Annotated in this window: 23 protein-coding genes and 1 tRNA gene; 18 read left to right on the forward strand and 6 right to left on the reverse strand. The window is 48.7% G+C overall.

Going from position 1 to position 26,412, the window contains the following annotated elements:
• The first annotated feature begins 108 nt into the window (after positions 1 to 108).
• The 8 genes from R6242_RS08385 (at position 109) to R6242_RS08420 (ending at position 7,001) form a co-directional block, all read left to right on the forward strand.
• Positions 109 to 558, forward strand: a complete 450-nt coding sequence (locus tag R6242_RS08385; protein WP_318425973.1) for a type II secretion system protein — start codon at positions 109 to 111, stop codon at positions 556 to 558.
• Positions 539 to 946 carry a hypothetical protein gene (locus tag R6242_RS08390; protein ID WP_318425975.1) on the forward strand — a complete coding sequence of 136 codons (408 nt, stop codon included), beginning with the start codon at positions 539 to 541 and terminating at the stop codon, positions 944 to 946. The genes R6242_RS08385 and R6242_RS08390 overlap by 20 nt, the downstream gene beginning before the upstream one ends.
• Complete coding sequence (locus R6242_RS08395; RefSeq protein WP_318425977.1) at positions 924 to 1,592, forward strand: hypothetical protein; 669 nt, start codon at positions 924 to 926, stop codon at positions 1,590 to 1,592. Before R6242_RS08390 ends, R6242_RS08395 begins: the two co-directional genes overlap by 23 nt.
• Positions 1,589 to 3,526: a hypothetical protein gene (locus tag R6242_RS08400; protein WP_318425978.1), complete on the forward strand. Its 1,938-nt coding sequence runs from the start codon at positions 1,589 to 1,591 to the stop codon at positions 3,524 to 3,526. The genes R6242_RS08395 and R6242_RS08400 overlap by 4 nt, the downstream gene beginning before the upstream one ends.
• Before the next feature lie 161 nt (positions 3,527 to 3,687).
• The gene (locus R6242_RS08405) at positions 3,688 to 4,227 is read left to right on the forward strand and encodes a Tfp pilus assembly protein FimT/FimU (protein ID WP_318425979.1); all 540 of its coding nucleotides are present in this window, start codon (positions 3,688 to 3,690) and stop codon (positions 4,225 to 4,227) included.
• Complete coding sequence (locus R6242_RS08410) at positions 4,218 to 4,838, forward strand: PilW family protein (protein ID WP_318425981.1); 621 nt, start codon at positions 4,218 to 4,220, stop codon at positions 4,836 to 4,838. Before R6242_RS08405 ends, R6242_RS08410 begins: the two co-directional genes overlap by 10 nt.
• A gap of 133 nt (positions 4,839 to 4,971) precedes the next feature.
• Complete coding sequence (locus tag R6242_RS08415) at positions 4,972 to 6,309, forward strand: pilus assembly PilX N-terminal domain-containing protein (protein ID WP_318425983.1); 1,338 nt, start codon at positions 4,972 to 4,974, stop codon at positions 6,307 to 6,309.
• The gene (locus tag R6242_RS08420) at positions 6,303 to 7,001 is read left to right on the forward strand and encodes a prepilin-type N-terminal cleavage/methylation domain-containing protein (protein ID WP_318425986.1); all 699 of its coding nucleotides are present in this window, start codon (positions 6,303 to 6,305) and stop codon (positions 6,999 to 7,001) included. The genes R6242_RS08415 and R6242_RS08420 overlap by 7 nt, the downstream gene beginning before the upstream one ends.
• Positions 7,002 to 7,482: 481 nt before the next feature.
• On the opposite strand, the gene R6242_RS08425 is transcribed toward R6242_RS08420, so the two are convergent.
• Entirely contained in the window at positions 7,483 to 7,734 is a 252-nt protein-coding gene (locus tag R6242_RS08425; RefSeq protein ID WP_318425988.1) for a (2Fe-2S) ferredoxin domain-containing protein, read from the reverse strand.
• Between the two features lie 96 nt (positions 7,735 to 7,830).
• Between R6242_RS08425 and R6242_RS08430 the strand changes: the two genes are divergently transcribed.
• The 5 genes from R6242_RS08430 to R6242_RS08450 all read left to right on the forward strand — a co-directional run bounded on the left by R6242_RS08430 (position 7,831) and on the right by R6242_RS08450 (position 15,699).
• On the forward strand, positions 7,831 to 10,095 hold the full coding sequence (locus R6242_RS08430; RefSeq protein ID WP_293935883.1) for an arginine/lysine/ornithine decarboxylase: 2,265 nt from the start codon (positions 7,831 to 7,833) through the stop codon (positions 10,093 to 10,095).
• A 100-nt stretch (positions 10,096 to 10,195) separates the two neighbouring features.
• The gene (locus R6242_RS08435) at positions 10,196 to 11,713 is read left to right on the forward strand and encodes a mechanosensitive ion channel family protein (RefSeq protein ID WP_318425990.1); all 1,518 of its coding nucleotides are present in this window, start codon (positions 10,196 to 10,198) and stop codon (positions 11,711 to 11,713) included.
• Between the two features lie 322 nt (positions 11,714 to 12,035).
• Positions 12,036 to 12,125: transfer RNA gene (locus R6242_RS08440), tRNA-Ser, on the forward strand.
• A gap of 447 nt (positions 12,126 to 12,572) precedes the next feature.
• Positions 12,573 to 14,303: an ABC transporter permease subunit gene (locus tag R6242_RS08445; RefSeq protein WP_318425992.1), complete on the forward strand. Its 1,731-nt coding sequence runs from the start codon at positions 12,573 to 12,575 to the stop codon at positions 14,301 to 14,303.
• A gap of 97 nt (positions 14,304 to 14,400) precedes the next feature.
• Complete coding sequence (locus R6242_RS08450) at positions 14,401 to 15,699, forward strand: nitrate/sulfonate/bicarbonate ABC transporter ATP-binding protein (protein ID WP_318425994.1); 1,299 nt, start codon at positions 14,401 to 14,403, stop codon at positions 15,697 to 15,699.
• 49 nt (positions 15,700 to 15,748) lie between these two features.
• Here R6242_RS08450 and R6242_RS08455 read toward each other — a convergent pair whose 3' ends face one another.
• The 5 genes from R6242_RS08455 to R6242_RS08475 all read right to left on the reverse strand — a co-directional run bounded on the left by R6242_RS08455 (position 15,749) and on the right by R6242_RS08475 (position 24,302).
• Positions 15,749 to 16,885 carry an ABC transporter permease gene (locus tag R6242_RS08455; protein ID WP_318425996.1) on the reverse strand — a complete coding sequence of 379 codons (1,137 nt, stop codon included), beginning with the start codon at positions 16,883 to 16,885 and terminating at the stop codon, positions 15,749 to 15,751.
• Between the two features lie 5 nt (positions 16,886 to 16,890).
• Positions 16,891 to 20,007 carry an ATP-binding cassette domain-containing protein gene (locus R6242_RS08460; protein ID WP_318425999.1) on the reverse strand — a complete coding sequence of 1,039 codons (3,117 nt, stop codon included), beginning with the start codon at positions 20,005 to 20,007 and terminating at the stop codon, positions 16,891 to 16,893.
• Complete coding sequence (locus tag R6242_RS08465) at positions 20,004 to 21,077, reverse strand: HlyD family secretion protein (RefSeq protein WP_318426001.1); 1,074 nt, start codon at positions 21,075 to 21,077, stop codon at positions 20,004 to 20,006. Before R6242_RS08465 ends, R6242_RS08460 begins: the two co-directional genes overlap by 4 nt.
• The gene (locus R6242_RS08470; RefSeq protein WP_318426003.1) at positions 21,074 to 22,525 is read right to left on the reverse strand and encodes an efflux transporter outer membrane subunit; all 1,452 of its coding nucleotides are present in this window, start codon (positions 22,523 to 22,525) and stop codon (positions 21,074 to 21,076) included. The genes R6242_RS08465 and R6242_RS08470 overlap by 4 nt, the downstream gene beginning before the upstream one ends.
• Before the next feature lie 796 nt (positions 22,526 to 23,321).
• Positions 23,322 to 24,302: a GlxA family transcriptional regulator gene (locus tag R6242_RS08475; RefSeq protein ID WP_318426005.1), complete on the reverse strand. Its 981-nt coding sequence runs from the start codon at positions 24,300 to 24,302 to the stop codon at positions 23,322 to 23,324.
• 202 nt (positions 24,303 to 24,504) lie between these two features.
• Here R6242_RS08475 and R6242_RS08480 point away from each other — a divergent pair, with 202 nt between their 5' ends.
• The 5 genes from R6242_RS08480 to R6242_RS08500 all read left to right on the forward strand — a co-directional run bounded on the left by R6242_RS08480 (position 24,505) and on the right by R6242_RS08500 (position 26,284).
• The gene (locus tag R6242_RS08480; protein WP_318426007.1) at positions 24,505 to 25,116 is read left to right on the forward strand and encodes a cysteine hydrolase family protein; all 612 of its coding nucleotides are present in this window, start codon (positions 24,505 to 24,507) and stop codon (positions 25,114 to 25,116) included.
• Positions 25,117 to 25,205: 89 nt separating this feature from the next.
• The gene (locus tag R6242_RS08485; RefSeq protein WP_318426009.1) at positions 25,206 to 25,364 is read left to right on the forward strand and encodes a hypothetical protein; all 159 of its coding nucleotides are present in this window, start codon (positions 25,206 to 25,208) and stop codon (positions 25,362 to 25,364) included.
• Positions 25,365 to 25,550, forward strand: a complete 186-nt coding sequence (locus R6242_RS08490) for a hypothetical protein (RefSeq protein WP_318426010.1) — start codon at positions 25,365 to 25,367, stop codon at positions 25,548 to 25,550.
• An 8-nt stretch (positions 25,551 to 25,558) separates the two neighbouring features.
• The gene (locus R6242_RS08495) at positions 25,559 to 25,819 is read left to right on the forward strand and encodes a hypothetical protein (protein ID WP_318426012.1); all 261 of its coding nucleotides are present in this window, start codon (positions 25,559 to 25,561) and stop codon (positions 25,817 to 25,819) included.
• Between the two features lie 147 nt (positions 25,820 to 25,966).
• Positions 25,967 to 26,284 (forward strand): SbcC/MukB-like Walker B domain-containing protein, encoded by a 318-nt coding sequence (locus R6242_RS08500; RefSeq protein ID WP_318426014.1) that lies wholly within the window; start codon positions 25,967 to 25,969, stop codon positions 26,282 to 26,284.
• Positions 26,285 to 26,412 lie beyond the last annotated feature (128 nt).

The following is a 26,412-nucleotide window of genomic DNA, read 5'->3' on the forward strand; positions in this document are numbered from 1 at the left end:
GGAAAGCTATTTAGGCTGGCGGCGATGGTTAGACCGCGCAGGCCAAAATATCACGGCAAAATCAGGGATTGAGCAGGCGATAGGAAAAAATATCCTTTTCAACTATTAATGCAGACAGAGCCTTCACTAACTGGTAAGCAAGCGGGTTTTAGCCTAATTGAACTGATGATCACGCTGGTGATTTTTATCATGCTAATGCTAGCAGCCGTTTCATTAGGCTCAAGCTGGCTGGTTTCCAGTGATCTGCAAAAATCCGAAAGCGTGTTAAAGCTAGCGCATAGCAAAGCCAAGGCATTGGCGATTAGAAACGCCACTGCAGCTAATGGCACCACAGCCACCTTGCAAATCACCGGAACGCAAGTCGCTATTTGCCCGGGCAATACCGCATGCGATGCCAGCAATACCCTATGGACAGGGTCCTTTGCCAAAAGGAGTGCTGTCACTATCAATAATGCGGCAGATGTCACAATTAGCTTCGACCGTAATGGGCTCAGTGCTGCCCAACTTAATTTTTCCATTACTGAAAAAGGAGACCAAATTGCCGGCTCCCTCGTTTAATAATCAAAAAGGTGAAGCGCTCATCGAGGCCTTGGTTTCGATTGTTTTACTTTCTGTAATGATGATCAGCCAAACCTATTTAGTGGCCAAAACATCTGTCGCACAAAAAAACAGCTCCATGCTGAATATGGCTTTGTTTCAACTACGCCAACAAGCGCAAACAGCGGGGATAAGTAACCTTTGCACCACGGCTGCCCCCATTACAGTTGCAGGCAATCGTGTGGATATCACAGCCACCTGTGAGCGCAATCCAGTCACCGCCACCGTTGCAGGGCAAACCATCACCATTGCTAAAGATACCGTCATTACGAACACCATATTGAAAACGCAAGCAAACGGCAGCAATAAAGCATTACTTGGGGGCGATGGTGTTATCTCCCTCAATTAAAAACCAAGCAGGTATTTCACTGATTAGCTTAATGGTTGGTGTGACCATTTCTTTAATCAGCGCAGTGGCGATGCTAAATATGTATCGCCACTCCATCGGCATTTCTATCAACACCAAGCAAATGAGCGTTCAGGATGGCGAGCGCAGCAGCGCCATGACTATCGCCCCTTTGCTATTGCAAGATGCGGGCTTTGGCATTAACAACGCAGCCGTAAGTAGCAATATCATCGCCTTAAGCGGGGCCAGCTTAGCGGGCAACACCCTCAGCGGCACGGTAGGCGGAGCCAATGCCAATGCATTGATATGGCGATTCAACACCTCGGGCACGACACAATGCTCTGCTCTCATCTCCAATGCCACTCAAGGCTTGCTGCTACTTGGCCCAGTTAACTGCACAAATATTAGCGATTGGAGCGGCCCGATTTGGACTACCTCCAGAGCTTTAGCCTCTAAGAGCACTAAGGACACTAAGGGCACTAAGGACACTAAGGGCACGTTTAGCTTTACCTTAAGCACCGTCGCCAATTGCACCCAGTTTGGCTATAGCAGCGGAGGCCGCGCCACCGTGCTGATTAGCTCAAACAATGCCAATGAGATTCAAGTGAACTCTCAAAGCTGCCTATCTAATTTAGTGACTGCACCATGAAAAAAAACCAACAAGGTATGGCCACCATCCTCATTTTGCTGTTTGTGGGTATGGCCTTAACCGCAACCGTTTTAGGCGGCCACTTCTACGTTAAAGGCATGCAAGAGCAGCAAAGCACGGCGCTGGCCAGTACTCAGGCGCAGATGCGGGCGTGGCAAGGCTTAGATATTGCGCAATCTGTGTTTGCAAACATGACATCTGCCCAGCTGCAAGCGCTTGCTACCGCCACGGCAGGCGGCGTACAAACCATTACCCTTACGGGTGTAAACAATATTGCATTACAAGTGACCAGCGCCCTGCCCACCACCAATCCCACTCAATTTAGTATTACAGTAACCGGCAGTGCGGCAACAGGCACTCCGCTGGCAGCCAGCTCTCGTCTCGCCGCAAATATCGTGATTACCCCAGGCTCCCCCCCCACCCCACCCCGCCTACTTTCAGGAGTAAGTATTGAAGGCGATTTAAAAATGAGTGGTGATATTAAAATTTTTGAGGGTGATATCAGTAATTTTGAAATCATTGTTAAAGGCGATGTCGATTTAAAATCTAATTCCATTACCACCTCAGATTCTGACCCTACCGTTATTCGTGCTACAGGCAATATTAATGTCGAATCTAGCAGCGATTACGGGCTACTTCATGCAAACGGCAATGTAACGATGTCTGGCAGTACCCGCGCAGATGCGGTACTGGCGAGGGGTAATATTGTTCATAAAAGTTCAAAAGACATTATTTATGCAGCAACAAATCAAGACCTCACAGTTCAAGCAGGCACAGTGCATGATTTATTAGTAGGCCAAACACTTATCATCACTGGTGATGCAAAATTGAGCCCAACAGCGGGGTACGCTACTAAAATTTTTGACCCCGCCATAGTGGGATATACGATCCAAACATTAACTCAATTTGATACAGCCAATGGCTATAATGGCAGTACAAACAAACCTAAATATGACAAAGTTAAAAACCCAATCAATAAAACAGCAGCAAACTGGGTAACAACCCCAAATGTTCGCGAAGTAAGCGGTTTAGTTGTGAATATCCCTATGGTAGAAATAAATAGCGATGAAGCTTTTAATGCCTATGATTATAAAAGCCTAGCTAATTACGCCTTTACCGTGGATAGAGATAATAAAATTAAAGTACAAGTAAAACGTGTAACGGGCATCGCTGACGGTGATTATTTTCTTTGCGGTACAAAACTAATACCCAACGCCAATTGTATTGGCCTTGATGCCGAAAGCAATCAAATTGCACTTACAGCGAGCGGTATTAAATACGATGCCAGCTTAAAAACATGGACGCTCGAAGCCACAGACAAAACAGTAAAAAATATTGCACCTGGCATTGTTTGGTTTGAAGGAAATGTCATTGCTAAAGGCACTTATTACAATACCTTTATTGCAACTTTAACCTTTAAAAGCAGAGAAGCTCAAATTTACTCCCCTAATTATGCGGCTTTTTCTGGCATGCAAAATGGAACACGCTATGCCCCTCAAGGCTATTGCAATGATACCGACTTTGGCCTTAAACCCTCTCAGCTATGCTCTACCAATACAACAAACTCATGGGATAGCGAAATTGATGGCGGTATTGGTAATTTTTCAGCCATGGCAGGCAGCCTTAATAAGATAGATAATAAAACCTATGAAGGTGGCAATATTGCATTTCTAAATACCAATGAAATATTTGGCAATGTGTGGGCGGGCAATCTATATGGCACCGATGCGGAGTATGGTGGATCAGTAACCCTACATGGCTATATTAAAGCGCAAGCGCGTGGTGATAAGTCTTCAAATATCATCAAAAACAGCACCACAATTGATCTAAAAAAACTACCGCCTAATTTCAGGCCAGGCACAGGGGTCATCAAGCCCGGCACTCCTGGCACGGCCCCAGTCGCCCCTCAGGTGCGTTGGGTTCGTTACCTTTAAAGCCTATATGGCCATCAAAACGTGCGGCTTATCGTTTTGATGGCTATCCGCGCTAGGCTGCAACACTCCCCGCTTATATCCGCCAGTATATAATCAGGCTCAGCCCCCCATCCTGCGTTGACTTAGTCTATAAAGACTGACGTCCTACCTTTAGCACCACCATGCTCCCTACTCTATTTTACCCCAAGCGGGGCTTCTCCCTTATCGAGCTTCTGGTCACGCTGCTCGTATTAGGCATTGTGTTAGGCATTGCCATCCCCAGCTTTACCGGCATGATGCAGCGCTATCGTCTGCAAAGTGCGGCACTGCAAGCGCAAAATGATTGGCTATTTGCTCGCAGTACCGCCGTTAAATATGGTGGGGTGCATAGCCCAGCTGTTTTTTATATGGCAAAACGACTTAGCAACACCGATTGGTCACTGGCGGTTTGCTCAATTAATGCATGCCAAGAAGGCAGCACTTTGTTACGCCAGCAACAAGCCACTGAGCATAAAGGCGTAGAATTAATTGCACTTAGCGATGCCATTAAAGAAAATAAATTCCATAATTATAATGGCCTACCTAATTTCACCACTCTACAATTTATTAGCTTTCAATCTGGACAATACCAGCTGCAATTACAAATTACCGCCACCGGCTTATCTACGCTTTGCCGCCCTAAGGGCAGTATTACTTTTGGCGGATATGCAGAATGCGTATAAATATTTATCAGCAACGAGGCTTGTCTTTAATTGAGATGATGATTGCAACGGCAATAGGGCTATTACTTTTGGCAGAGATCTCCAGCTTATCCCTTACGCATTTATTTACCAGTACAGATACCCAGCGCAGTATTATTTTGCAAGAAGATGCGCAAGCTATCTTGGCTTTAATTAGCCGAGACCTACGCCGCGCAGGCTATCATCCGCTTGAAGAACAAATGCCTAATATGCGTAAAATTTGGTTACTGGATTACAGCAAGAATAAGACTTGTCTATTATATCGTTACCATAACCCTGATTTTCCAGATAAAGACACACATGGCTTTCAATATACCGCATCAGCAGATGGCAAAGGCTTTATTAAAATGCTCACATCAAACAATGCCAGTGGATGCGATGATGGCACATGGCAAGAATTAAATAGTAATCGCAATATGCTCATTACCCAATTTAGCATTACTCCCTACCGTGCGTTTGAAAAAGTAGGTACAGAGATCAAAGAGGTGATTACTAATTTAGACATTGATCTAGAGGCCACTGATAATGCAGGTAAATTACAAATACATTTAAATCAAGACATACAATTGCGTAATCGTCCTTTTTTACAATAAATAAATGATTCACCTGTATTTATAGGAAAATACATTAGAAAGCCCACATTGATTCAACATCGCTAGCGGGATTTTCCCGCCTTACAGAAAACATTTCGCTCAGATGGATAGGAATCAGACTAAAGAGGAAAGCATGCACGACTATTTAGCATCAGAAAAAGGCATTGCGGCACTGGCTGTTACCTTGATTCTTACTTTAATAGCGACCATTTTTGTGCTGTCTACCAATAAAAACAGCTATTTATTTCAAAAAACATCGGTCAATCATTATCAGCAAACACAAGCCTTTGAAGCCGCAGAGGCGGGTGCGCAAGCCACTCTATTGCAGATGCGTAAAGATATTGAGGCCATTAATTCCAACAGCAATTACGATGGCCTTATTTTAAAAAAATCCACATCCACAATAGCAGCGCCTAATGCTAAAAACTGTGGCTGGGATGATATAAGTAACAATGGTGATAGCTATGAATATTCTGAGCAATTTAAAAGAAACAATCAGGTTTTTTCCAATAAAACCACCAGCCTATTTCAAAAATTAGACGCTCAAAGCATTAATACCGACAGCACGGCATGGCGCAGCACCGTGGATTTAGCCAACGGCATTGTCAGCAGCGAGGGCTGTGTGGATGTCAAAAGCACTAAAGGCCCTTTTTGTGCTGATATTGCGAATGACCAAACCGCTGCGGTGGTGCGCCGTGGCTTTGATTTACCGCGTACGGCAATATTTAATCCTAAAAAAATTGCACTCACGGTAAAAGGCCATATTGATATGAGTGGCTCGATGAGCCTAGATCCTAATTCAGGCCAGCCCAAACCAGCATGTAATGTGTCGACAGGTGGTGATTTTGCTTATTGGGGTGCACCACTTACGCCCGATAGCACCAATAACACCCCTTTGGCCAAGCTATCTCATTTGCAACTCTTTAATGCCCTCTTTGGCATGAGCCCTGCCGATTTTAAAGCCCAAGCCAGTCAATACAATCCCCCGCTAGGGAGCGATACCGTGACTGAATGCCCCAAAGCTGCTGGGCTAATTTGGATTAATGGCAATTTTACTCCCCCTTCAAACTGCGAAATTGGCAGCAGCTACCCACGCTTTGCGCCTACCATCGTGGTAGTGGGTGGCAGTGCGGCCAATGCACTTACGGCCAATGGGCCAGGAGGTAACACGGTTTCTGACAGCACCTTAATTAATGGCATGCTCTTTACCAATCACCTTTATGGCAGCCTACAAATACTAGGGGCAATGGCAGTAAATGGCGATATTGAAGGGGTTAAAAACGGGGTTTTTGATAGTAGATCAGGCGATTGCCTCTATGGCGCTTGCGCACACAACCCTGGCTCTGGCTCACTAGGATCGATCAATGTGGCCTACGATGAGCGTATGTTTATTGGGGCCAATTCAGGGGGCAATTTAAGCGGCAATAAGCTGGGCAGCTGGCATGACTTCTGTGGAGAAGGCAAATGCTAAAGCATGCTGGATTTTCGCTCATAGAAGTGCTGATCACCGTGCTGCTGATCGGCATTGCCGCCTTGGCACTTAATGCACTGCAGAGCAATGCCATCAAAAACAATAGCATCGCGCAAAGCCGGAATGAAGCGCTGTTTTTAGCCCAAGATAAATTAGAAAAACTACGGCAAAGCAATCTTTGCCCACGCCGCAGCCCCATAGTAGGGGGCATTACGGTGAGCGGCAGCGCTGGCAATGATCAAGCCGAATTAGAAAACATTGTGCGCAAAGCCACCGAATACCGCCGAATTAGTTTAATCAAGGACATCAGCAGCCCTGCCAAAACACCTCCAGATTACGGCTGCCCGCCCATTGCAAAAAATCCCCCTTCCGCCGCTACCCTGCCCGACCCACAAAAGCTGTATCAAGTAGAAAGAGCGGTGCAAGTAGTCTTAGACTGGAAAGACAGCTTTGGCGATAAGCAATACATCAGCCTCAGCAGCCAAATCAACTGGTCATCCCTTGGCGACTTACCCAGCCCTCCCACCGACGCCTGCGATTATGCATGGAGCGCCAGCAAAGATTTACTCTGGGGCGCATGGGCTAAATCGGGCAATGCCCTGTATCAATGCACCATGGAGAGCGGCTGCCCCGCCAGCCCGATCACACCAGATGCCGCACAGGGATTATGGAAAAAAATTGGCGGATGTTGAACTCAGCAACTTAAATAACTGATGTTACGCAGCAAGAGCAAAAAATACGTCGTCCACGAAAAACACTAAAAGCACGAACGGTTGAGATGATGTATTGCCACCGCTTTATTCACATACCTATCAATTAAAATCACTTATTAAAAACAAGCTGATGCTGTCTTATGCTTATTTTTTGTTGACTCGTAGGGGCGCTGCTTGCTGCGCCCTCGCCAAACAGGGCGCAGCAAGCAGCGCCCCTACAGCATATTGGCTGTCATACATGGCTTTGTTTGAAAAAAAGACCTCATCAGAACCAATCAGCAGCGTCATTCCCGCGTAGGCGGGAATCCAGCTACGCGGATGGATCCCCGATAAAAACACTCGGGGATGATGCCTTTTTAGCCTGTTTAAAATACAAGAAAATTGAGCTTGGCTTACTTAGTGTTTTTCGTGGACGACACACCTTGCGCGTAACCTCAGTTAAATAAGCGACAGCATGCCCCTACATGGCATCCATCTCCTGCAAAATCTTCTGCAACATGGCTAACGTCACGCCGTGATACAAGTCGCCGCCGACTACTTTTACATTTGGCCCCTCCTCGCAAGCGCCCATACAAGGCAGGCGCATAATGCGTAAATCCGGCTGGCTTAAAGCTATGTTTTCTAAGGCTTGCGCCAGCGTTTCGCTGCCTCTGGCCGCACAAGATGCTTGCCCACTTAAACGTCGATTTACACACACGGTAATTGTTTTCATTTTTGGTCACATAGTGAAGCATTTTAGGATTAATATACGCGCCTTTCCGGCTTTGCCGTCCTTTGTACTGTTTGTGCGTTTGCAAGGATTTTGCCCATGCGTTTTTACTTTCCCATCATCATCATCGATGAAGATTTCCGCACCGAGAACACCAGTGGTTCCGGTATTCGTGAATTAGCGGCGGCCATTGAGGCCGAGGGCAGAGACGTAGTGGGTTACACCAGCTACGGTGATCTAACCTCCTTCGCCCAGCAGCAAAGCCGTGCTTCCGGTTTTATTTTATCGATTGATGATGAAGAATTTGGTGGCGGCTCCGCCGAAGAAACCCACGAAGCGCTCACCAGCCTGCGCAGCTTTGTGGCAGAGATTCGCCGCCGCAATCCCGACATCCCCATTTATATCTATGGTGAAACCCGCACTTCACGCCACATCCCTAACGATGTGTTGCGTGAATTACACGGTTTTATTCATATGCACGAAGACACACCGGAATTTGTGGCGCGCCATATTATCCGCGAAGCCAAGAGCTATCTAGATACCTTGGCCCCGCCGTTTTTCCGCGCACTCACCAATTACGCCCAAGACGGCTCTTATAGCTGGCACTGCCCAGGGCACTCCGGTGGCGTGGCCTTCCTAAAATCGCCGGTTGGGCAAATGTTTCACCAATTCTTTGGCGAAAACATGCTGCGTGCCGACGTGTGTAATGCGGTAGAAGAACTAGGCCAATTGCTGGATCATACCGGCCCGATTGCCGCTTCCGAGCGCAACGCTGCACGCATTTTTAATGCCGACCACTTATTCTTTGTGACCAACGGCACCTCCACCTCCAACAAAATTGTTTGGCACTCCACCGTGGCCCCAGGTGATGTGGTGGTAGTAGACCGTAACTGCCACAAATCGATTCTGCATTCCATCATGATGATGGGCGCGGTGCCGGTATTTTTGATGCCAACCCGCAATCATTACGGCATTATCGGCCCGATTCCAAAAAGCGAATTCGAGCCAGCAAACATCCGTAAAAAGATGATGGATAATCCCTTCGCGCGCGAAAAACTACTGGCCGATCCTAATTTCAAGCCACGTATTCTGACCATTACTCAGTCAACCTACGACGGCATTATGTATAACGTCGAAGAAATCAAAGGCATGCTCGATGGCGAAATCGACAGCTTGCACTTTGATGAAGCTTGGCTGCCACACGCCGCTTTCCACGAGTTTTACGGTGATTACCACGCCATTGGCGAAGACCGCCCACGCTGCAAAGAATCGATGGTGTTCTCCACCCAATCCACGCATAAACTACTGGCAGGCTTAAGCCAAGCTTCGCAGATTCTGATTCAAGACCCAGAAAACCGTAAGCTAGATCGTGATTTATTTAACGAAGCTTACTTAATGCACACCTCCACCAGCCCGCAATACTCCATCATTGCCTCTTGCGATGTGGCAGCGGCCATGATGGAAGCACCAGGCGGCACCGCTCTGGTTGAAGAATCCTTGGTTGAAGCACTGGATTTCCGCCGTGCCATGCGCAAAGTGAACGAAGAATACGGTGACGAATGGTGGTTTACCGTGTGGGGCCCAGATGATCTAACCGATGAAGGCTTGGATCACCGCGATGCTTGGATGCTGAAATCTGGCGACAACTGGCACGGCTTTGGCGATATCGCCGACGGCTTTAATATGCTCGACCCGATCAAGGCCACCATTCTGACTCCGGGCTTAGATTTAGACGGCAAATTCTCTGACGAAGGGATTCCAGCCAGCATTATCACCAAGTATTTGGCTGAGCACGGTGTGGTGATTGAGAAGTGCGGCCTTTATTCCTTCTTTATTATGTTTACCATCGGCATTACTAAGGGCCGCTGGAACACCCTCGTGGCCGCCTTACAGCAATTCAAAGACGATTACGATAAAAATGCCCCGCTATGGCGCATTCTGCCGAAATTTATTGCCCAATATCCGCAATACGAGCGCATTGGCCTTAAAGATCTGTGTCAGCAAATCCACGGCATTTATCGCTCCCATGATGTAGCACGACTGACGACCGATATGTATTTATCCAATATGGAACCGGCAATGAAGCCTGCCAAGGCTTTCGCCAAAATGGCGCACCGCGAGATCGACCGCGTCGCCATCGACGAGTTAGAAGGCCGTATCACCGCCGTGATGCTGACTCCATACCCGCCAGGCATTCCGCTATTAATTCCAGGCGAAGTATTTAACAAGACGATTGTTGATTACCTCAAATTTGCCCGCGATTTTAACCAGCGCTTCCCAGGGTTTGAAACCTATATCCACGGCTTGGTAGCAGATAAGAGCAGCGGCGAAACCCGCTACTTTATGGATTGTGTAAGGCTGTAATACATGCAGGGGCACGGCATGCCGTGCCCTGTATCCCCTAGGTATTTTCGCAATCAAAGGCTACAAACAAGGAAAGCCTCCTTGAAGCTGGAGTATTGCGATGAATGGTTTCACCCCGCCTTCTGACTTACAGCTACAAATTTATTTTTTGCTCATCAGCCTTATTCTTGGCGGTTTGCTTTATTACCGTGTACGCACCAGTCGTCGACGTTTAATCAATACCGTTTTGCTGCTGGTTTTTAGCGGCATCGGCCTCTACACCAGCCAACAACTCACCAACTACAACCTCAGCAGCCCAGCCAAAGCCTTACACGAAACCGCCATGGTGATTCTTGGCTTTGCCATCATCCGCTATTGGGGCATGCTGTTATTTCAGCTGATTGCGCCTTTTTGCCACCTCTACCCACCCCGTATTCTGGAAGACCTGCTAGAAGCCATCGCCATGATAGGCTGGGTGTTTTATCGCCTACATCTGGCAGGTTTAGAACTAGGACAGCTGGTCACCACATCAGCGGTCATTACCGCCGTGCTGGCCTTTGCCATGCAAGACACGCTGGGCAATATTTTAGCGGGGCTGGCACTACACCTCGATAACTCGATCGAACAAGGCGACTGGATTCGGCTAGGGGAGTTAACCGGGCGAGTAATTGATTTATCTTGGCGCGCCACGCGGGTTGAAACCCGTAATGGCGAAACCGTGATGATCCCCAACGGTATGCTAATGAAAGGCCAGTTTCAGCTACTTGGTAAGCGAGTTGATAAACCACTGGCGTGGCGGCGCTGGATTTGGTTTGAAGTGGGGCTAGATACCCTGCCCACCCAAGTGATGCTACTGATTGAAACCGCCATCCGCGAAGCCGCCCCGCCTAATGTGGCGCAAGACCCGCCGCCCTCCTGCCTATTAATGAATGTAGAAAAAGGCAATGCCCGCTACGCCGCCCGCTATTGGCTCACCGATTTGCAAAATGACGATCCCACCGATTCGCAAATCCGCACCTTGATCGATGCCGTATTACGCCGCAACAGCCTGCGCTTAGCCGCCCCGCAGTACAAAGTATTTGTCACCCAAGAAAACGAGCGCTACTTTGAAGGCCGGCACAAACAACACACCCAAGAGCGGCTAGCCGTACTGCAAAAGCTAGAATTACTGGCCTCACTAAAAGAAGAAGAGCTACAAACTCTCGCCGATAAACTGCGCTTTACCCCCTATGTGGCGGGGGACGTGATGATACGCCAAGGCGAGAAAGTAGAGTGGCTGTATATCATCATCAAGGGCGAAGCCGAAGCTTGGGTGCAGCCCACTAGGGGGGAGCGCAAATTACTGGCCCAGCTAGGGCCTGGCAGCTTTTTTGGGGAGATGGGATTAATGACTGGCGAGGCCATCCGCGCCACCGTGGTAGTTAGCAGCAATGTAGAGTGCTATCGCATAGATAAAGAATCTTTCCAACACATTCTGCTATCCCGTCCCGAGCTAGCAGGCGTTTTCTCTGAAGTGCTAGTCAAACGCCAAGCTGAAGAGCAAATTTTACTTAACGACGATAACATCATCCCCCCAGTTGCCCGCTCAGAAATCCTCGCCAAATTGCAGCATTTTATTGGGCTAAATCGTGGAGTATAGGCATGCACAGCGCTAAACAAATATGACGCCCACTCAAAAGATCATAAATGCAGCATTAAATCACGCAGTGGCAGCCGCTGATTAAACAAACAACCCCACCCTATGCCAATCATTTCAAGCAAAACACCAGAGGCCTGCACTTAAAATAAATACTGCCCTTAAAAATTTTAAAGCCCCTCTCTCCACATAGCCCATTGATTTAATAATGATTAATTGAATTGAATCTCCCCTCATTGGGCTATTAGCAATAATAATATAAAAATAAACGCCATTAGCACTTGCGCATCCACTGGGGATTGAGTATTATTCGGCCTCTTCTCGCGGAGAGATGTATGAGTGGTTTAAGTTAGTCGCCTGGAAAGCGGCCACAGGTGAAAACCTGTCGGGGGTTCGAATCCCCCTCTCTCCGCCAAGAAGCCCCACTAAAGCCCTGATTAATCAGGGCTTTTTTGCGCTTGGCATTTGCTGATATGCCACTAAAACCTAATTATTAATGCAAGCCATTAATTAACACTACCATTTGCAATAACAAACAATCCATAACTCCAGCCCCCCCCACCCAATCCTATCAACTTAAGCAATCTGCCATTTGTAGGGCGGGTGTAACCCGCGAGTAATATTGAAAAAAACGCGGGTTGCCCTCCCTACGCGGCCATGCTTTAGCGCAATCGCCTGCCTTCAATTCCAACCGCATGGCGCAATCAGATCCAAGCTCATTATCCATACGCGAATACCCTCATTTTTGGTAACAAAAAAAGCACAAAGTTAGCGTAGAAAAGGGTGATAATCGCACCGCCGCATCTCCTTACGACCTTTTTCGTCAGGGTAAAGATACGGGTCTTTTTTGTGGATAGCGCGCATGGATCACTCACAACTTTCCAGCCAAGCTTGGCAGCGTGGCGTGCAGCCCAATCGCTGGGATTGGCTGATTCTGCCGCTAATTATTGCACTGATTATTTTGATGGCATTTGGTGCGTCGCAAATGGCCACGCCTTACCATATTGGTACGCCACTGGCTATTTCACTAGAGCCCAGCTATTTGCCCTATTACCTGCTGCGCACTACTTTACGCATGCTAATGGCACTGGGCTTATCGCTACTCTTTAGTTTTGCATTTGCAGTGATTGCCGCCCGCTATCGCATGGCCGAGAAAGTCATGGTGCCTGCGCTAGATATCTTGCAATCAATTCCGGTATTGGGTTTTTTATCTATTACCGTTACCGGCTTTATTGCTTTATTTCCAGGCAATTTATTAGGCGTTGAATGCGCGGCTATTTTTGCGATTTTTACATCGCAAGCTTGGAATATGGCATTTAGCCTGTATCAATCCATGCGCACGGTGCCATCTGAATTAAAAGAAGCGGCTAGAATATTTCACTTATCGACTTGGCAGCGGTTTTGGCGGCTAGAGCTGCCATTTGCGATGCCTGGCTTATTGTGGAATATGATGATGTCTATGTCTGGCGGCTGGTTTTTTGTAGTGGCTTCTGAGGCAATATCTGTTTCAAATCAAAATATTAAATTGCCAGGCATTGGCTCTTATATTGCACTGGCTATTTCTCAACAGAATATGAACGCCATTGGCTGGGCTATTTTGGCCATGCTGATTGGCATTCTGATTTACGATCAACTCCTATTTCGCCCGCTGATTGCATGGGCCAATAAATTTAAGTTTGAGCAATCTAGCAGCGAGGATGAGCCACAGTCTTGGTTACTCACCTTAATGCGCCGAACCAATGCCGTGCAAAACTTTAGCCACTGGGCGGTGGCGTTTTTAGAGCGCGGCCTATTGCTGTTTAAAAAACCCTACGACGGCACGTCCATCTTGGCCCGCCCCAAGGCAATCAACCCCAAGGCAGAGCGCGTGGGGGATGCCATCATCGCCGCGCTGGCTTTGTTTGCCTGCTGGAAAATAGCCGTATTTGTTCATGCAGAAGTCGGCTGGCATGAGGTTGGGCGGGTATTCTGGCTAGGCTGCCTAACCATGCTGCGGGTATCTGTGCTGATTGTTTTAGCCTCGATCGTCTGGGTGCCTATTGGGGTGTGGGTGGGCTTAAACCCCAAATATGCGGCGCGCCTGCAACCGGTGGCGCAGTTTATGGCGGCTTTTCCGGCCAATCTGATGTTCCCAATTGTGGTGTTGGGCTTGGTTAAATTTAAGCTTAATCCAGAAATCTGGCTAAGCCCTTTAATGGTGTTTGGCACGCAGTGGTATATCTTATTTAACGTGATTGCTGGGGCCAGCTCCATCCCTGGCGAGCTGCGCTATGCCGCAGATAATTTGGGTTTATCCCGCTGGCTACGCTGGAAGCGCTTCTTATTACCGGCCATTTTTCCAAGCTTTGTAACGGGGGCTATTACGGCCTCTGGCGGCTCATGGAATGCCAGCATCGTGGCAGAGTACGTCAGCTGGGGGGACACCACGCTTACCGCCACCGGCCTAGGTAGCTATATTGCCGAAATGACCGCCACTGGTGACTTCCCCAGAATTGCGCTGGGCATTAGCGTGATGTGCTGCTTTGTAATGGCCTTTAACCGCTTTGTTTGGCGCAAGCTCTATGCCATTGCCGAAGAAAAAATGAGTTACTAGTAGACCGGTAAAAATTTTCTTGCATCGTTGTATCGTCTTGTCGTAAAAATTTTGCACAAGCACTCAACAAAACAACAATGAATAAACAGGTAAAGCTATGAACCAAGCACTGATTCAACTTCGCGGCGTTAATAAGCATTTTCGTACTGCCGATGGCTCTGAGCGAGTGGTCTTAGAGAACGTCGACTTTACCCTGTACGAGGGCGAGATTGTTGCGCTGCTGGGTAAATCTGGCTCTGGCAAATCCACCCTGCTGCGGATTATTGCAGGGCTACTGCCCGCCAATAAAGGCGAAGTGCTATACCGAGGCCACCCGCTATTTGGCCCCGCACGCGGCATTGCGATGGTGTTTCAGTCTTTTGCGCTATTTCCTTGGCTAACAGTGCAGCAAAATGTAGAGCTAGGCTTAGAAGCGCAAGGCATTGCCAAAGCGGTGCGGGCCAAAGAAGCCGAAGCGGCTATTGAGCTGATCGGCCTAGCGGGCTTTGAGGGCGCGCTACCCAGAGAGCTATCCGGCGGGATGAAGCAACGCGTGGGGATTGCCCGCGCACTGGTCATGAAGCCCGATGTATTGCTCATGGACGAAGCTTTTTCTGCGCTGGATGTACTAACGGGCGAAACACTCAGAAACGATATGCTGGAGCTGTGGGAAGACAAGCAAACCCCAATGAAAGGCATTTTGGTGGTTTCACACAATATCGAAGAAGCCGTCATGATGGCCGACCGCATCTTGATTTTCTCTAGCGACCCAGGCCGAGTACGGGCTGAAATTAAAGTTAATTTACCGCGTAATCGCTCAGAAGATTCGCCTGAAGTGCGGGCCTTGATCGACGAAGTTTATAACCTGATGACCAGCTCCGCCGAGCCGCAAGAAGCCACAGCCAGCAGCCAGATGCACGCGGCACATCCGGGCTATCGCCTACCAGATGCAGAAATCAGCCAGATAGAAGGCCTACTGGAAATGCTGGCGGACGAGCCTTTCCACGGCCATGCCGATTTACCAAAACTGGCCACCGAAGCGGGCCTATTGGATGAAGATTTATTCCCAATTTACGAAGCCTTACGCCTGCTAGATCTGGTGCATATTGCCGAAGGCGATATTCATTTAACCGTTTTAGGCCAGCATTACAGCCAAGCCGATCAGGCTACGCGCAAAGAGATATTTGGCCAGCAACTACTGCAGCACGTAGCACTAGCCGCACGTATCCGCCACAGCCTAGAAAAAGAAGAGTCTGGTGAGCTTGCAGAAGAGCCATTCCTGCGTTTACTAGAAGAATTCTTAGCCGAAGACGAAGCCAAGCAAGTGCTGGATATCGCCGTGGAGTGGGGCCGCTATGGCGAGGTATATGAATACAATTTCCATACAGGGATGCTGAATTTACCGGAAATAGATTAAATAGCTGATGTTACGCAGCAAGATAAAAAACGCAGCCCATACAATCTGGCTACATCGACCCCAATGTTTTGCGCAAGCGGTAATGCGCTAACAAAAAGAAACAAAGGCCAATTGCAATAATGGCGAGCAATTGTGGCCAGATGACCGATAAATTGGCGGCGCGAAATAAAATAGCCTGAGCCAGCGCCACAAAGTGCACGGTTGGGGTTAAGGACATAATCCATTGCACCATTTGTGGCATGCTTTCCCTTGGGGTAACCGCACCAGACAACATTTGCAGCGGCAGCAGCACCAGAATAGCCATCAGGCCAAATTGCGGCATAGTGCGGGCCAGCGTGCCCATAAAAATACCGATAGAGGTAGTGGCAAATAAATACACCAGCGTACCCATAGCAAACAGCAACCCAGAGCCATTGACCGTTACATCCAGCACGCCTTTTACCATAATCTGCAAGGCAAAAATCGAGGCGATCAGCACCACCGTAGCCATCGACCAAACCTTAGAAAGCATGATTTCCAGCGGGGTAACCGGCATCACCAGTAAATGCTCAATGGTGCCATGCTCACGTTCACGAATCAGCGCCGCACCACTTAAAATAATTGATAGCAAAGTAACATTATTAATAATGGCCGTAATGCTGCCAAACCAAGATGAATGCAAATTGGGATTAGATAATACGCGAATGGTCAACTCGGCAGGCAGCGCCGGAGCACCTGGCTGATCGTGCCTCGCAAAATTGAGCACTTCATCATTTAGAATTTTCTGAATATAGGCCGAACCAATCAAGGCTTGGCTTTGCCGAGTAGCATCCACATTCAGCTGCAGCACCGGTATCCGCCCTGCCACCACATCGCGCTGAAAATTGGGAGGGATATTTAATACAAAGGTATCCCGCCCAGAATCCATGCCCTGATCCACTTCCCCAGGGGAGAGCAGTATCGGTTTACGGAAATAAGGATCTTGCATGGCATCAATCAAACGCAGTGAAAGCTGTGACTGATCTTCATCTACCACGGCAATCGCCGCATGATTTAGCGAATCCGGCTTGGCCCGCGCATCTAAATAAATACTGGCCGTAAACATAAACACGATCATCACCAGCATCGCCATATCATGTAAAAGGCTATGAAACTCTTTAATGCCAAGGTGAAAGATATTACTCATACGAGTAGAAAATTTATTCATTTTGGCTATTTCCCCTGCTTTTTCAACAGCAAGACAGAGGCCAATGTCAGTACGGGGATAATCAGCATCAGCGAAAAGAAAGCACTACTTAATTCAGTAAACCCCAGCCCTTTAGAGAAGGTGCCGCTGCTAATGGTCAAGTAATACGAGGTTGGATAAATTTTACCAATCAGCACGCCCAAGCCTTGCAAAGAAGAAATCGGATCAATCATGCCAGAGTATTGAATAGCCGGAATCATGGTGCCGATAGTGGCAACCGCAATCGCGGCCACTTGGCTATTTGTAACAGTAGAGGCCAATAAACCCAAGCCAGTTGCGGCCGTAACATACAGCAAGGTGGCGCTAAGCAGGGTTAAAAAACTGCCTTTAAATGGCACCTGAAACAAAGTAATCGCCAATAAAAACATCAGGAAAAAGCTCATAGTGGATAGCAAGATATAGGGCAGTTGCTTGCCCAGCAAAAACTCGAGCTTGGTCACTGGCGTGGTGTAGACATTCATAATAGAGCCCAGCTCTTTTTCCCTAACCACACCAAGCGCCATCAGCATGGCAGGAATAAACACCAACAATAGCGGGATCACCTTGGGCACCATCGCCACTAAGCTGCGCAGCTCTGGGTTATATCTAAAGCGCACCTGCACGTTAGACAGGCTCTTGGGTGCTTGGCCCGTTACACTGAGCGCCCAATCGCTTAACGTACTCAGATGCATCGCCTGCACATAGCCTTTTACCGTTTCAGCCCGCATCGGCATCGCGCCATCAATCCAAATACCCACCTCTGGATGCGCCCTATTGGCTAAATCTCGGCCAAAATTGGGAGGGATATTAATGGCCAGCGCCAGCTCCCCCGAACGCATGCGCTCCATCATCTGCTCTTGGCTTTGCAATGCTGGCCGCTCAATAAAATATCTAGAGCCCGCAATGCGCAAAATATAATCTTGGCTGGCTTCACTCTGATCCTGATCCAGCACCGCAAAGTTAAGGTTTTCCACATCCATGCTGATCCCATAGCCCATCACCAGCATCAGTAATAAGGAGCCAATCAAGGCCATAGTTAGACGCACAGGATCACGCCGCAGCTCCACCGCCTCCCTTGAGCTATAAGAGAGCAAGCGGCCAAGACTAAAGCGTGGCGGTATTTTGCGGGCTGCATCTTTTTTCTCTGCTCCTGCAGAGGGAGTAGCTTCTGCTTTAGGAGCGGTTTTTGCCTCTGAAGTGGCTTCTGCCCCAGACGTAATTTCTGGCTTAGAAGTTGCCTCTACCTTAGGTGTCGCCTCTGCCTTAGGTGTCGCCTCTGCCTTAGGTGTCGTCTCTGCCTTAGGTGTCGTCTCTGCCTTAGGTGTCGTCTCTGCCTTAGGTGTCGCCTCTGACTTAGGAGTCGCGTCTGCCTTAGGTGTCGCCTCTGCCTTAGGTGTCGTCTCTGCCTTAGGTGTCGCCTCTGACTTAGGAGTCGCGTCTGCCTTAGTCGTGGCTTCTGCTTTAGAAGCGGTTTTTGCCTCTGAAGTGGCTTCTGCCCCGGAAGTAATTTCTGGTTTAGAAGTGGGTGCTGCTTCAGTACCGGATGCTTCGGGAGCCTTCTTGGCAACGCCCGATGCTTCTTCTAGATAGCCAATAAAGGCGTCTTCTAGGTTTTCTGCACCGCGTTTTTCGACTAGCTCAGCGGGTGTTCCGCTATCGAGCACCTTGCCCGCGTGCATCATGGAAATCCGGTCGCAGCGCTCTGCTTCATTCATAAAGTGGGTAGAAATAAAAATAGTCACGCCGTCTTTGCGCGCCAAATCAATCATTAAGGCCCAGAATTGATCACGCGCAATTGGGTCTACCCCAGAAGTTGGCTCATCTAAAATTAAAACATCCGGCCGATGCAATACCGCCACGGCCAGTTGTAAACGCTGGCGAATACCCAGCGGCAAATCTTCAGGAAACTGCTTAAGCACGGATTCCAAGCCAAAATCACGGCTTAGCTCTGCCAAGCGGTCGGCAACCTCGCCTTCTGGCAGATGAAATAATTTTGCGTGTAATTGCAGATTTTTTTCGACCGTTAGCTCGCTGTAAAGCGAAAAGGCCTGCGACATATAACCCACGCGGCGGCGGGTTTCAATATTACTGGCGTCAATTTGCTGCCCCAGCAAGCTGGCAGAGCCCTTGCTAGGCGGCAACAAGCCCGTCAGCATTTTCATAGTGGTGGACTTGCCGCAGCCGTTTGAACCCAAAAAACCAAAAATCTCGCCACGCTCTACCTGCAAGGTGACATCGTCTACGGCAATAAAATCACCAAAGCGCATTTGCAAGCCCTTGGCATCAATCACAATATCGTGCATATCCTCTGGGCGGGGCGGAATAACCAGCTTCTGATGGCCGTGGCGCTTTTCTTCTGGCAACATCGCCAAAAAGGCCGCTTCCAGCGTATCTGTTTTGGTCCGCTCACGTAATTCTGCTGGGCTACCAGTGCCTAAAACCTTGCCATCGTCTACCGCCACCAGCCAATCATATTGCTCGGCTTCTTCCATATAGGCAGTAGCAACCATCACGCTCATTGTTGGTCGCTGCTCACGAATTTCTGCGATTAACTCCCAAAACTGCCGGCGAGACAAAGGATCAACCCCCGTGGTTGGTTCATCCAAAATCAATAAATCAGGATCATGAATCAGTGCGCAACAAAGGCCCAGCTTTTGCTTCATACCGCCGGATAGTTTTTGAGCGGGGCGATCGGCAAAATCAGCCAAACCTGTACTAGCAAGTAGTTTTTCAATCCGCTGTTTACGCTCAGAGCGGGGTTGCCCAAATAGGCGGCCAAAGAAATCGATGTTTTCAAAGACAGATAAAGTGGGATATAAATTTCTACCCAGCCCCTGAGGCATATAAGCAATCAGGCTGCATGCCTCGCGGCGGTGGCTGGCGCTGCGCATATCACCGCCCAGCACTTCAATCTCACCTTGCTGAATCTTGCGCGCGCCAGCAATGAGCCCCAGCCAAGTTGATTTACCCACCCCATCAGGGCCAATCAGGCCCACCATACATCCAGCGGGAATATCCAAGGTGACATCATCAGCCGCCAGCGTCTCACCATAGCGATGAATCAGGCCTTTAAGACGGGCAACTGGAGCTGCAGGCGTAGTCATGGCAGATTAACTTTTAGTTCAGCCACCCACGGTTGCGAGGCATTTAATTGCACATGCGCCACGCCGGGCAAACCGGTTTTAACTTGAGCCACGTGCTTATGCAGTAGATCAGGGGCAATTTTAGCTTTCACCCTGAACATAAGTTTTTCACGCTCATTTTCTGTTTCTACTGTTTTGGGCGTAAATTGCGCCACGCTAGCCACATAAGAAACCTTGGCCGGAATCACGTATTGCTTTGCTGCATCTAGCACCAGCCGCACATCCGTGCCCAGCGCCACCCGTCCGGCGACATTGGTTGGCAGAAAAAAGGTCATATAAACATCGCTTAAATCGATCAGACTGAGCACATTACCGCCATTGCCCACCACTTCACCGGGCTGTGCCACCCTAAATTGAACCCGCCCTGCCAGTGGCGCTCGCAATTCACCATCGGCAAGATCACTTTGCAAACGCGTCACCCCAGCCTCTGCTGCGGCAATGCCCGCTTCAGCCTGCTTGACTTGCGATTCACCGGCACGAATACCCGCCTCAGCGGTAGTAATTTGCGACTTTGCCACGGTAACAAGGGCTTTTGCGTTTTCAACGCGGGCCTGATCGTTGTCTACTTCTTGCACCGAGGTAGCCCGCTCCGCCAATAATGCCTTAGAGCGTGCGGCGGTTTTGCTGGCTAAATCTAGCTCTGAATGACGCTGCACCAGCACGGCCTGCGCCATTGCCGCATCGGCATGACGCTGAGCAATCTGCGCCAGCGCGGTATCTTTGGCACTGATCGCATTCGCCACTTGTGCTTGGGCTTGCAGCAGCTGTGCTTTTAAAGAAGACATATCCATTCTGGCCAAAACATCATTTTTTTGGACTAAATCCCCTTCTTTCACCAGAATTTCTTGGATTCGGCCCGCCATTTTGCTGGCTACATTCACCTCCGTGGCTTCTAGGCGGCCATTACTCATCACAAAATCTTTGGGTTTATCATCCTCCCTAAGCCATATATACCAGCCCGCCCCTGCTAAAACCGCCACCACAAGCACCACTGCCGCACAAATCAGGCCATTTTTTAATGTTATTTTCATTTTTTTTCCTTATTAGATAACTCAGTAGGCGCCAGCAATGCCGCGTCCTGACCGCCACCCAAGGCCACATAAAGATCAACCGTGCTAGATAAACGCGCCCGCTGTAGCTGCACCTGAACTTGCTCGGCGCTAAACAATGCCCGCTTGGCATCCAGCACCTCTAAGTAAGCCGCTGAGCCTTGCTCGTAGCGTAATTCAGCCAAGCGTGCACGATCAGCCTCGGATTTAACCAACCCGTTTTGCTGCTCCAGCTGCACTTTTAACCAGTGCTGCGCTGCCAATGCATCGGCAACCTCACGAAAAGCAGTGCGCACGGTGCTTTCATAACTGGCCACCGCCAAATGCTTACGCGCCTCGGCTAAATCTAAGCCGCGCTGAGTAAGCCCAGCATCAAATAAAGGCAAAGTAATACGGGGAGCAAAGCTCCAGACGTGCTGACCAGAGCTAAATAAATCACTTAAATCACTACTCGCCATCCCCGCCATGCCAGTTAAGGTAATACTGGGGAAAAAGGCCGCTCTGGCCGCTTTTACATTGGCACGGCTAGCCAGCAATTTTTGCTCTGCAGCGCGTAAATCTGGCCGCTGCAGCAGCAGATTAGCCGGTAAACCAGCAGCAATCTCGCGCTCTAAGCCCTGCTCTGTCAAGGGCAAGCGGGGCGCTATCGGTAATGCGGCATGGCCCGTTAACTGGGCCAGCAGCGCGGTATTTTGCGCTTGCTGACGCTGCAATACGGCCAGCTCGCTGCGGGTAGAAAACACCAGCGTTTCCACTTGCCGCAGCACTAAATCTGAAGCGCTACCCACCTCTACCCGCCGCTGCATAATTCGCAGTGATTCTTCCCGATTAGCCAGCGATTGCTGCGCCAGTGCTACTCGCTGAGACAGCTCTAAGCTTTGCAAATAGCTATTGCCTACCAGCGCAATCAAGCTAATTTGAAAAGCCTGCCTCGCTTCGTTAGTGGCCAAAAATTGCGCTAGCGCAGCATCATTCAGGCTGCTAACACGGCCCCAAAAATCCAGCTCATATGCAGCAACACTAACGCCCACCTGAAATTTATTGCTGAGCAAAGGCTTACGAGTCAAAGATAAATCCGCCGGAGTACGGCTACGGCCCGCCTCCGCCCCCACCCCAACCGTGGGCCAGCGTGATGCATCTTGTATGCCATACAGCGCTTTAGCCTCTGCCACACGAGCAGTAGATGCCTGTAAATCCGCGTTATAAGTAAGCGCGTTTGCAATCAGCGCCTGCAGATATGGATCAACAAATAGGTTTTTCCAGACCGGCATAGCCACTGCATCGGCTTGCGGTGTGGCATCGGCTTGCATAGGGAATTGCTCAGGCAAAGGATTGCCATGCTGCTCGGCTTGGGGCGCAGCAGCGCAAGCGAACAAGAATAAGCAGGAGAAAGGAATCAGGCAGCGCAACGGGATGTTAGGCTTAAACATATGCACATGCTCTCCAGTACAATTACGTATAAATATTTTTATATGTAAGAGAAACCATTAGAACATGAAAGATATAGACAATCGTACTTGTGTAATTAATCCCATCCCAAATAAGAAGCATACTCACAAACTTAACCTGCCAAGCAATAATAAATTAAAAACAAAATGATTAATAATCATAAAGTTAACACACAAAAACAGCCTGACAGGTTAAAAACAAAATAAAACTATACTTATCAAAATAACAAAATTAAAAGATAAAAATGATGGTGATGGCAAAAAAAAAAAGCCCGCAATAATGTGGGCTTGGTGGTATGTAAGGTTATGCAATTTGATAAAATTTTATCACTTCATTGGCAAATGAAAGTGTAGTGTAAAAAACAGTCGCCACATTAATGACCTCTCCCATTTCTTATCACTAAAATGGGCTATGAATCCTAAGCTGCGTGCTAAAAATCCACCCGATATAATCGTTTTACTTAAAAAGTGTGATTTATAAATGTTTTTAAGGTGAAGTAATCGATTTTATGTAGGCAATCGAATATCAATGGCTGTCGCTCACCTACAATACTCACCCAGTACATCACTTGGCTATACAGAGTGATGCAAATCGCGGCAGGTAATCACCAAGCCCCACAAACATCCCTCTGCAAAAAAAATTCAAAAAAAGATAAAAAGTGTCAAAGCGTATGTTCCACTTAAAACACAATAAAATTCTTACATATAAACTACACACACCAATATTTTCACATCCACAATGACATCTACTAAACTGAGCAAGGGCAATTGCAGTGGCTTATATGCGCCGATATTGCTTGCGATATGCGTTAGGAGAAATCGAAAATGTAGCGGTAAAGTGCTGGCGGAACGAAACGGCTGAACCAAAGCCAACTATCTCAGCAATCCGATCGATCGTCTTATCGCTCGTTTCCAATAAGCGCTGTGCAGAAGCCAAGCGATGATTAAGGAGCCATTGCGATACCGTTGTGCCTGTTTTCATCTTGAAGCGACGGGTAAAATTTCGGCGGCTCATGGCAGCCCGAGCCGCCAGCAAGTCCAGACATAGAGGCTGCTCAAGATTGCCAATAGCCCAATCAAGAGTCATTGTAAGTGGATCGCCACCTTTAGCTTTAGGTAATGGTTGCTCAATATACTGAGCCTGGCCGCCATGCCGATGCGGTGCTACCACCATACGCCGAGCAATTCGATTAGCCACCTCCGCGCCATGATCGCAGCGCAGCATGTGAATACAGCAATCAATCGCTGCCGCCGTACCGGCTGACGTCAGGATATCGCCATCGTCTACATATAATACTTTTTGATCTAATTTGATTTTTGGATATTTTTTGGCGAAATCCTCAGCCCAGACCCAATGAGTGGTGGCGGTACGACCATCAAGCAATCCAGCCTCAGCCAGCACAAACGCTCCCAAACATAAACCAACAATTCTAGCGCCACGCGAATGTGCCGTGCGCAAAGCCTGCAGCAAAATCTCTGGTGGCCGCTCATCTGGGTCGCGCCATGCAGGCACGATCACAGTATCGGCCTGGGCCAGAACAGAAAAATCATGCGGCACTTCGATATTGAAGCCAGACATGGTGGAAATCAGGCCGGTTTCAATTCCGCAAATCAGCAAGCGGTAGCGCGGTATCCCTAGCCGTGCCAAATCGTCGCCAAACACCATACAGGGCACGGACAGATGAAAAGGGCTGATGCCTTCGAATGTGATCAGAGCAATGGTGTGCTCAATCCCAGAAGTAAAGGGTGATTTCAACATGGCCCGATCCTATCACATTATGTCCATTGGGCTACTTTTGCCATTTACGGCGCGGCCTGATACTTCGTTATATTCTGAAGTAAAGCAACGTGAGCTTCGGAAAAGCCACGATGAGTGATTGACACTGCTCGTCCCGAATGATCAGCCATACCAAGATGAAAGATAGAAATTCATCTTACTTCACAATCTACCGAGGAAAAAAATGAATCACCCAACCATTCGCACCATTGCCGGTGCTACTGCGCCGCAATCGTTAGAGGCCAGCAGCACGGCCTTGCTAGTAATCGATTTTCAGAACGAATACTTCAGCGGGAAGATGCCCATCCCCGATGGCATCCGCGCATTGCGCAACACACAGCGCCTGATCGCTCACGCCGATCAAAAAAACATCCCCGTATTCCACATTCAACACATAACGCCTGTCGGCAGTCCAATCTTTGCCGAACACAGCGCTAATGCACAATTCCATAGCGATCTACAGCCTGCACCTCATCACAGCGTGCTGCAAAAATCGTCGGTTAGCGTATTCCCTAGCACAGACCTTGACCATCGCCTCAAAGACTCTGGTATCACAACCCTAATTATCACGGGGTTAATGACTCATGCTTGCGTAGCTGGCGCAGCTCGTGATGCTGTGCCACTTGGTTACCAGATTATTGTGGTAGATGATGCTTGCGCCACACGGGATCTTGACAACGCCGATGGAAGCGTACTATCCCACACCACCCTACATCACGCAGCCTTAGCATCCATCGCCGATACCTTTGGAGACATCATGACAACTGAGCAAATCCTGAAGCTGCCTTTAGCATAACAGCGGAAAACTAGCATTCTACGCGGGGGCTTTGTTGCAAAAATCAGGGGCCCATGCCACTGATGTAATAGCGGCATAAGCCCCCCAACATGAATCGCTTTGCCGCAGTCATGGAGAACGAATGCGGGCAACACGATAATCCATTCGCGGCTAGCACCTTAAGCCTATTGCAACGCGGCATTTTGGGCGATATAGCGCTGCGCTACGGCCTGCGCCGCTCCCCTGCGTATGTGGGGCACTGGCAGTAGTTGATTACATCGCCCCGTATTGGCAACAATGGGCTTGCTCACTTTCTGGAACGCAGCGCATCACCCATTGTGCGTGCCACAGTAGCCTCTTTCGGCTTTGTCTATATTCATCCGATGGCGAATGGCGCTACCCAGACCTTACCGCACACGCTGAATATCTCGCAAAAATCATCGACACCACGCTGACACAGGAGATGCGCAAAGAAGCCCGTTTCTTAAAAGCCAACGACCAAGCCCGCAGCGCCATCAAGCAATTTTTAGAAGCACCAGATAATGAACTGGACGGAATTATTCGGAGTATTCGGCAGAATGGGAATACGCTGTCTAATCCGCTTTGTAAGGGTATCCGATTCTTGCTGAGAATGCAGGAATGGGTGAACGGGTTGTTAATGCGGTGCGGCAGGCTTTTGGCGATTAAAAGAATGGCGACTACATTCAAAAAAAAGCAGCACTGAATTAACTGTGGTTTATCCCCAGTTGTGTGTATGCAAACCCAAATCAATAAAGCGCAAACAAACTTACTCTATTGTTATTTTTTCTCGACAATTTACTTTATATTGCTGTCATAATATGTAATACCCCGCAGACTCTCGGACAGCGGCATGCGCCTCACACCAACCACCACTTACAACAACTCTCGCGCCGCGACCGCCTGCAGAGCATCAGCGACATGTTGGATCGATCAAGACATGGGCGACGATGCGCACTCGGTGCATTTACTCTCGGGCGGCGAATCCTTCCTTGTCTCGCTAGCGCTAGGCTTGGCCTCACTGTCATCCAACCGAGTGCGTGTTGAATCGCTCTTTATCGACGAAAGCTTTAGCTGCCTCGACGCCGAAGCGCTACGTGTCACAATGGATGCACTGGATGGCTTACAAGCCATGGGCAGAAAAGTCAGCGTGATTTCACATCTACAGTAAATAACGTAGCAGATTGTGACAAAGATTTTGGTGCAGAAGAAGGCGGGTGGTAAGAGTTAAGTGGCGACTATATAAATAGGCTTAATAAAATGCAAAGAAATTCAAATTAATTCCATTATCCATATCGA

This window comes from Iodobacter sp. CM08 (assembly GCF_033446605.1).
GTDB lineage: Bacteria > Pseudomonadota > Gammaproteobacteria > Burkholderiales > Chitinibacteraceae > Iodobacter.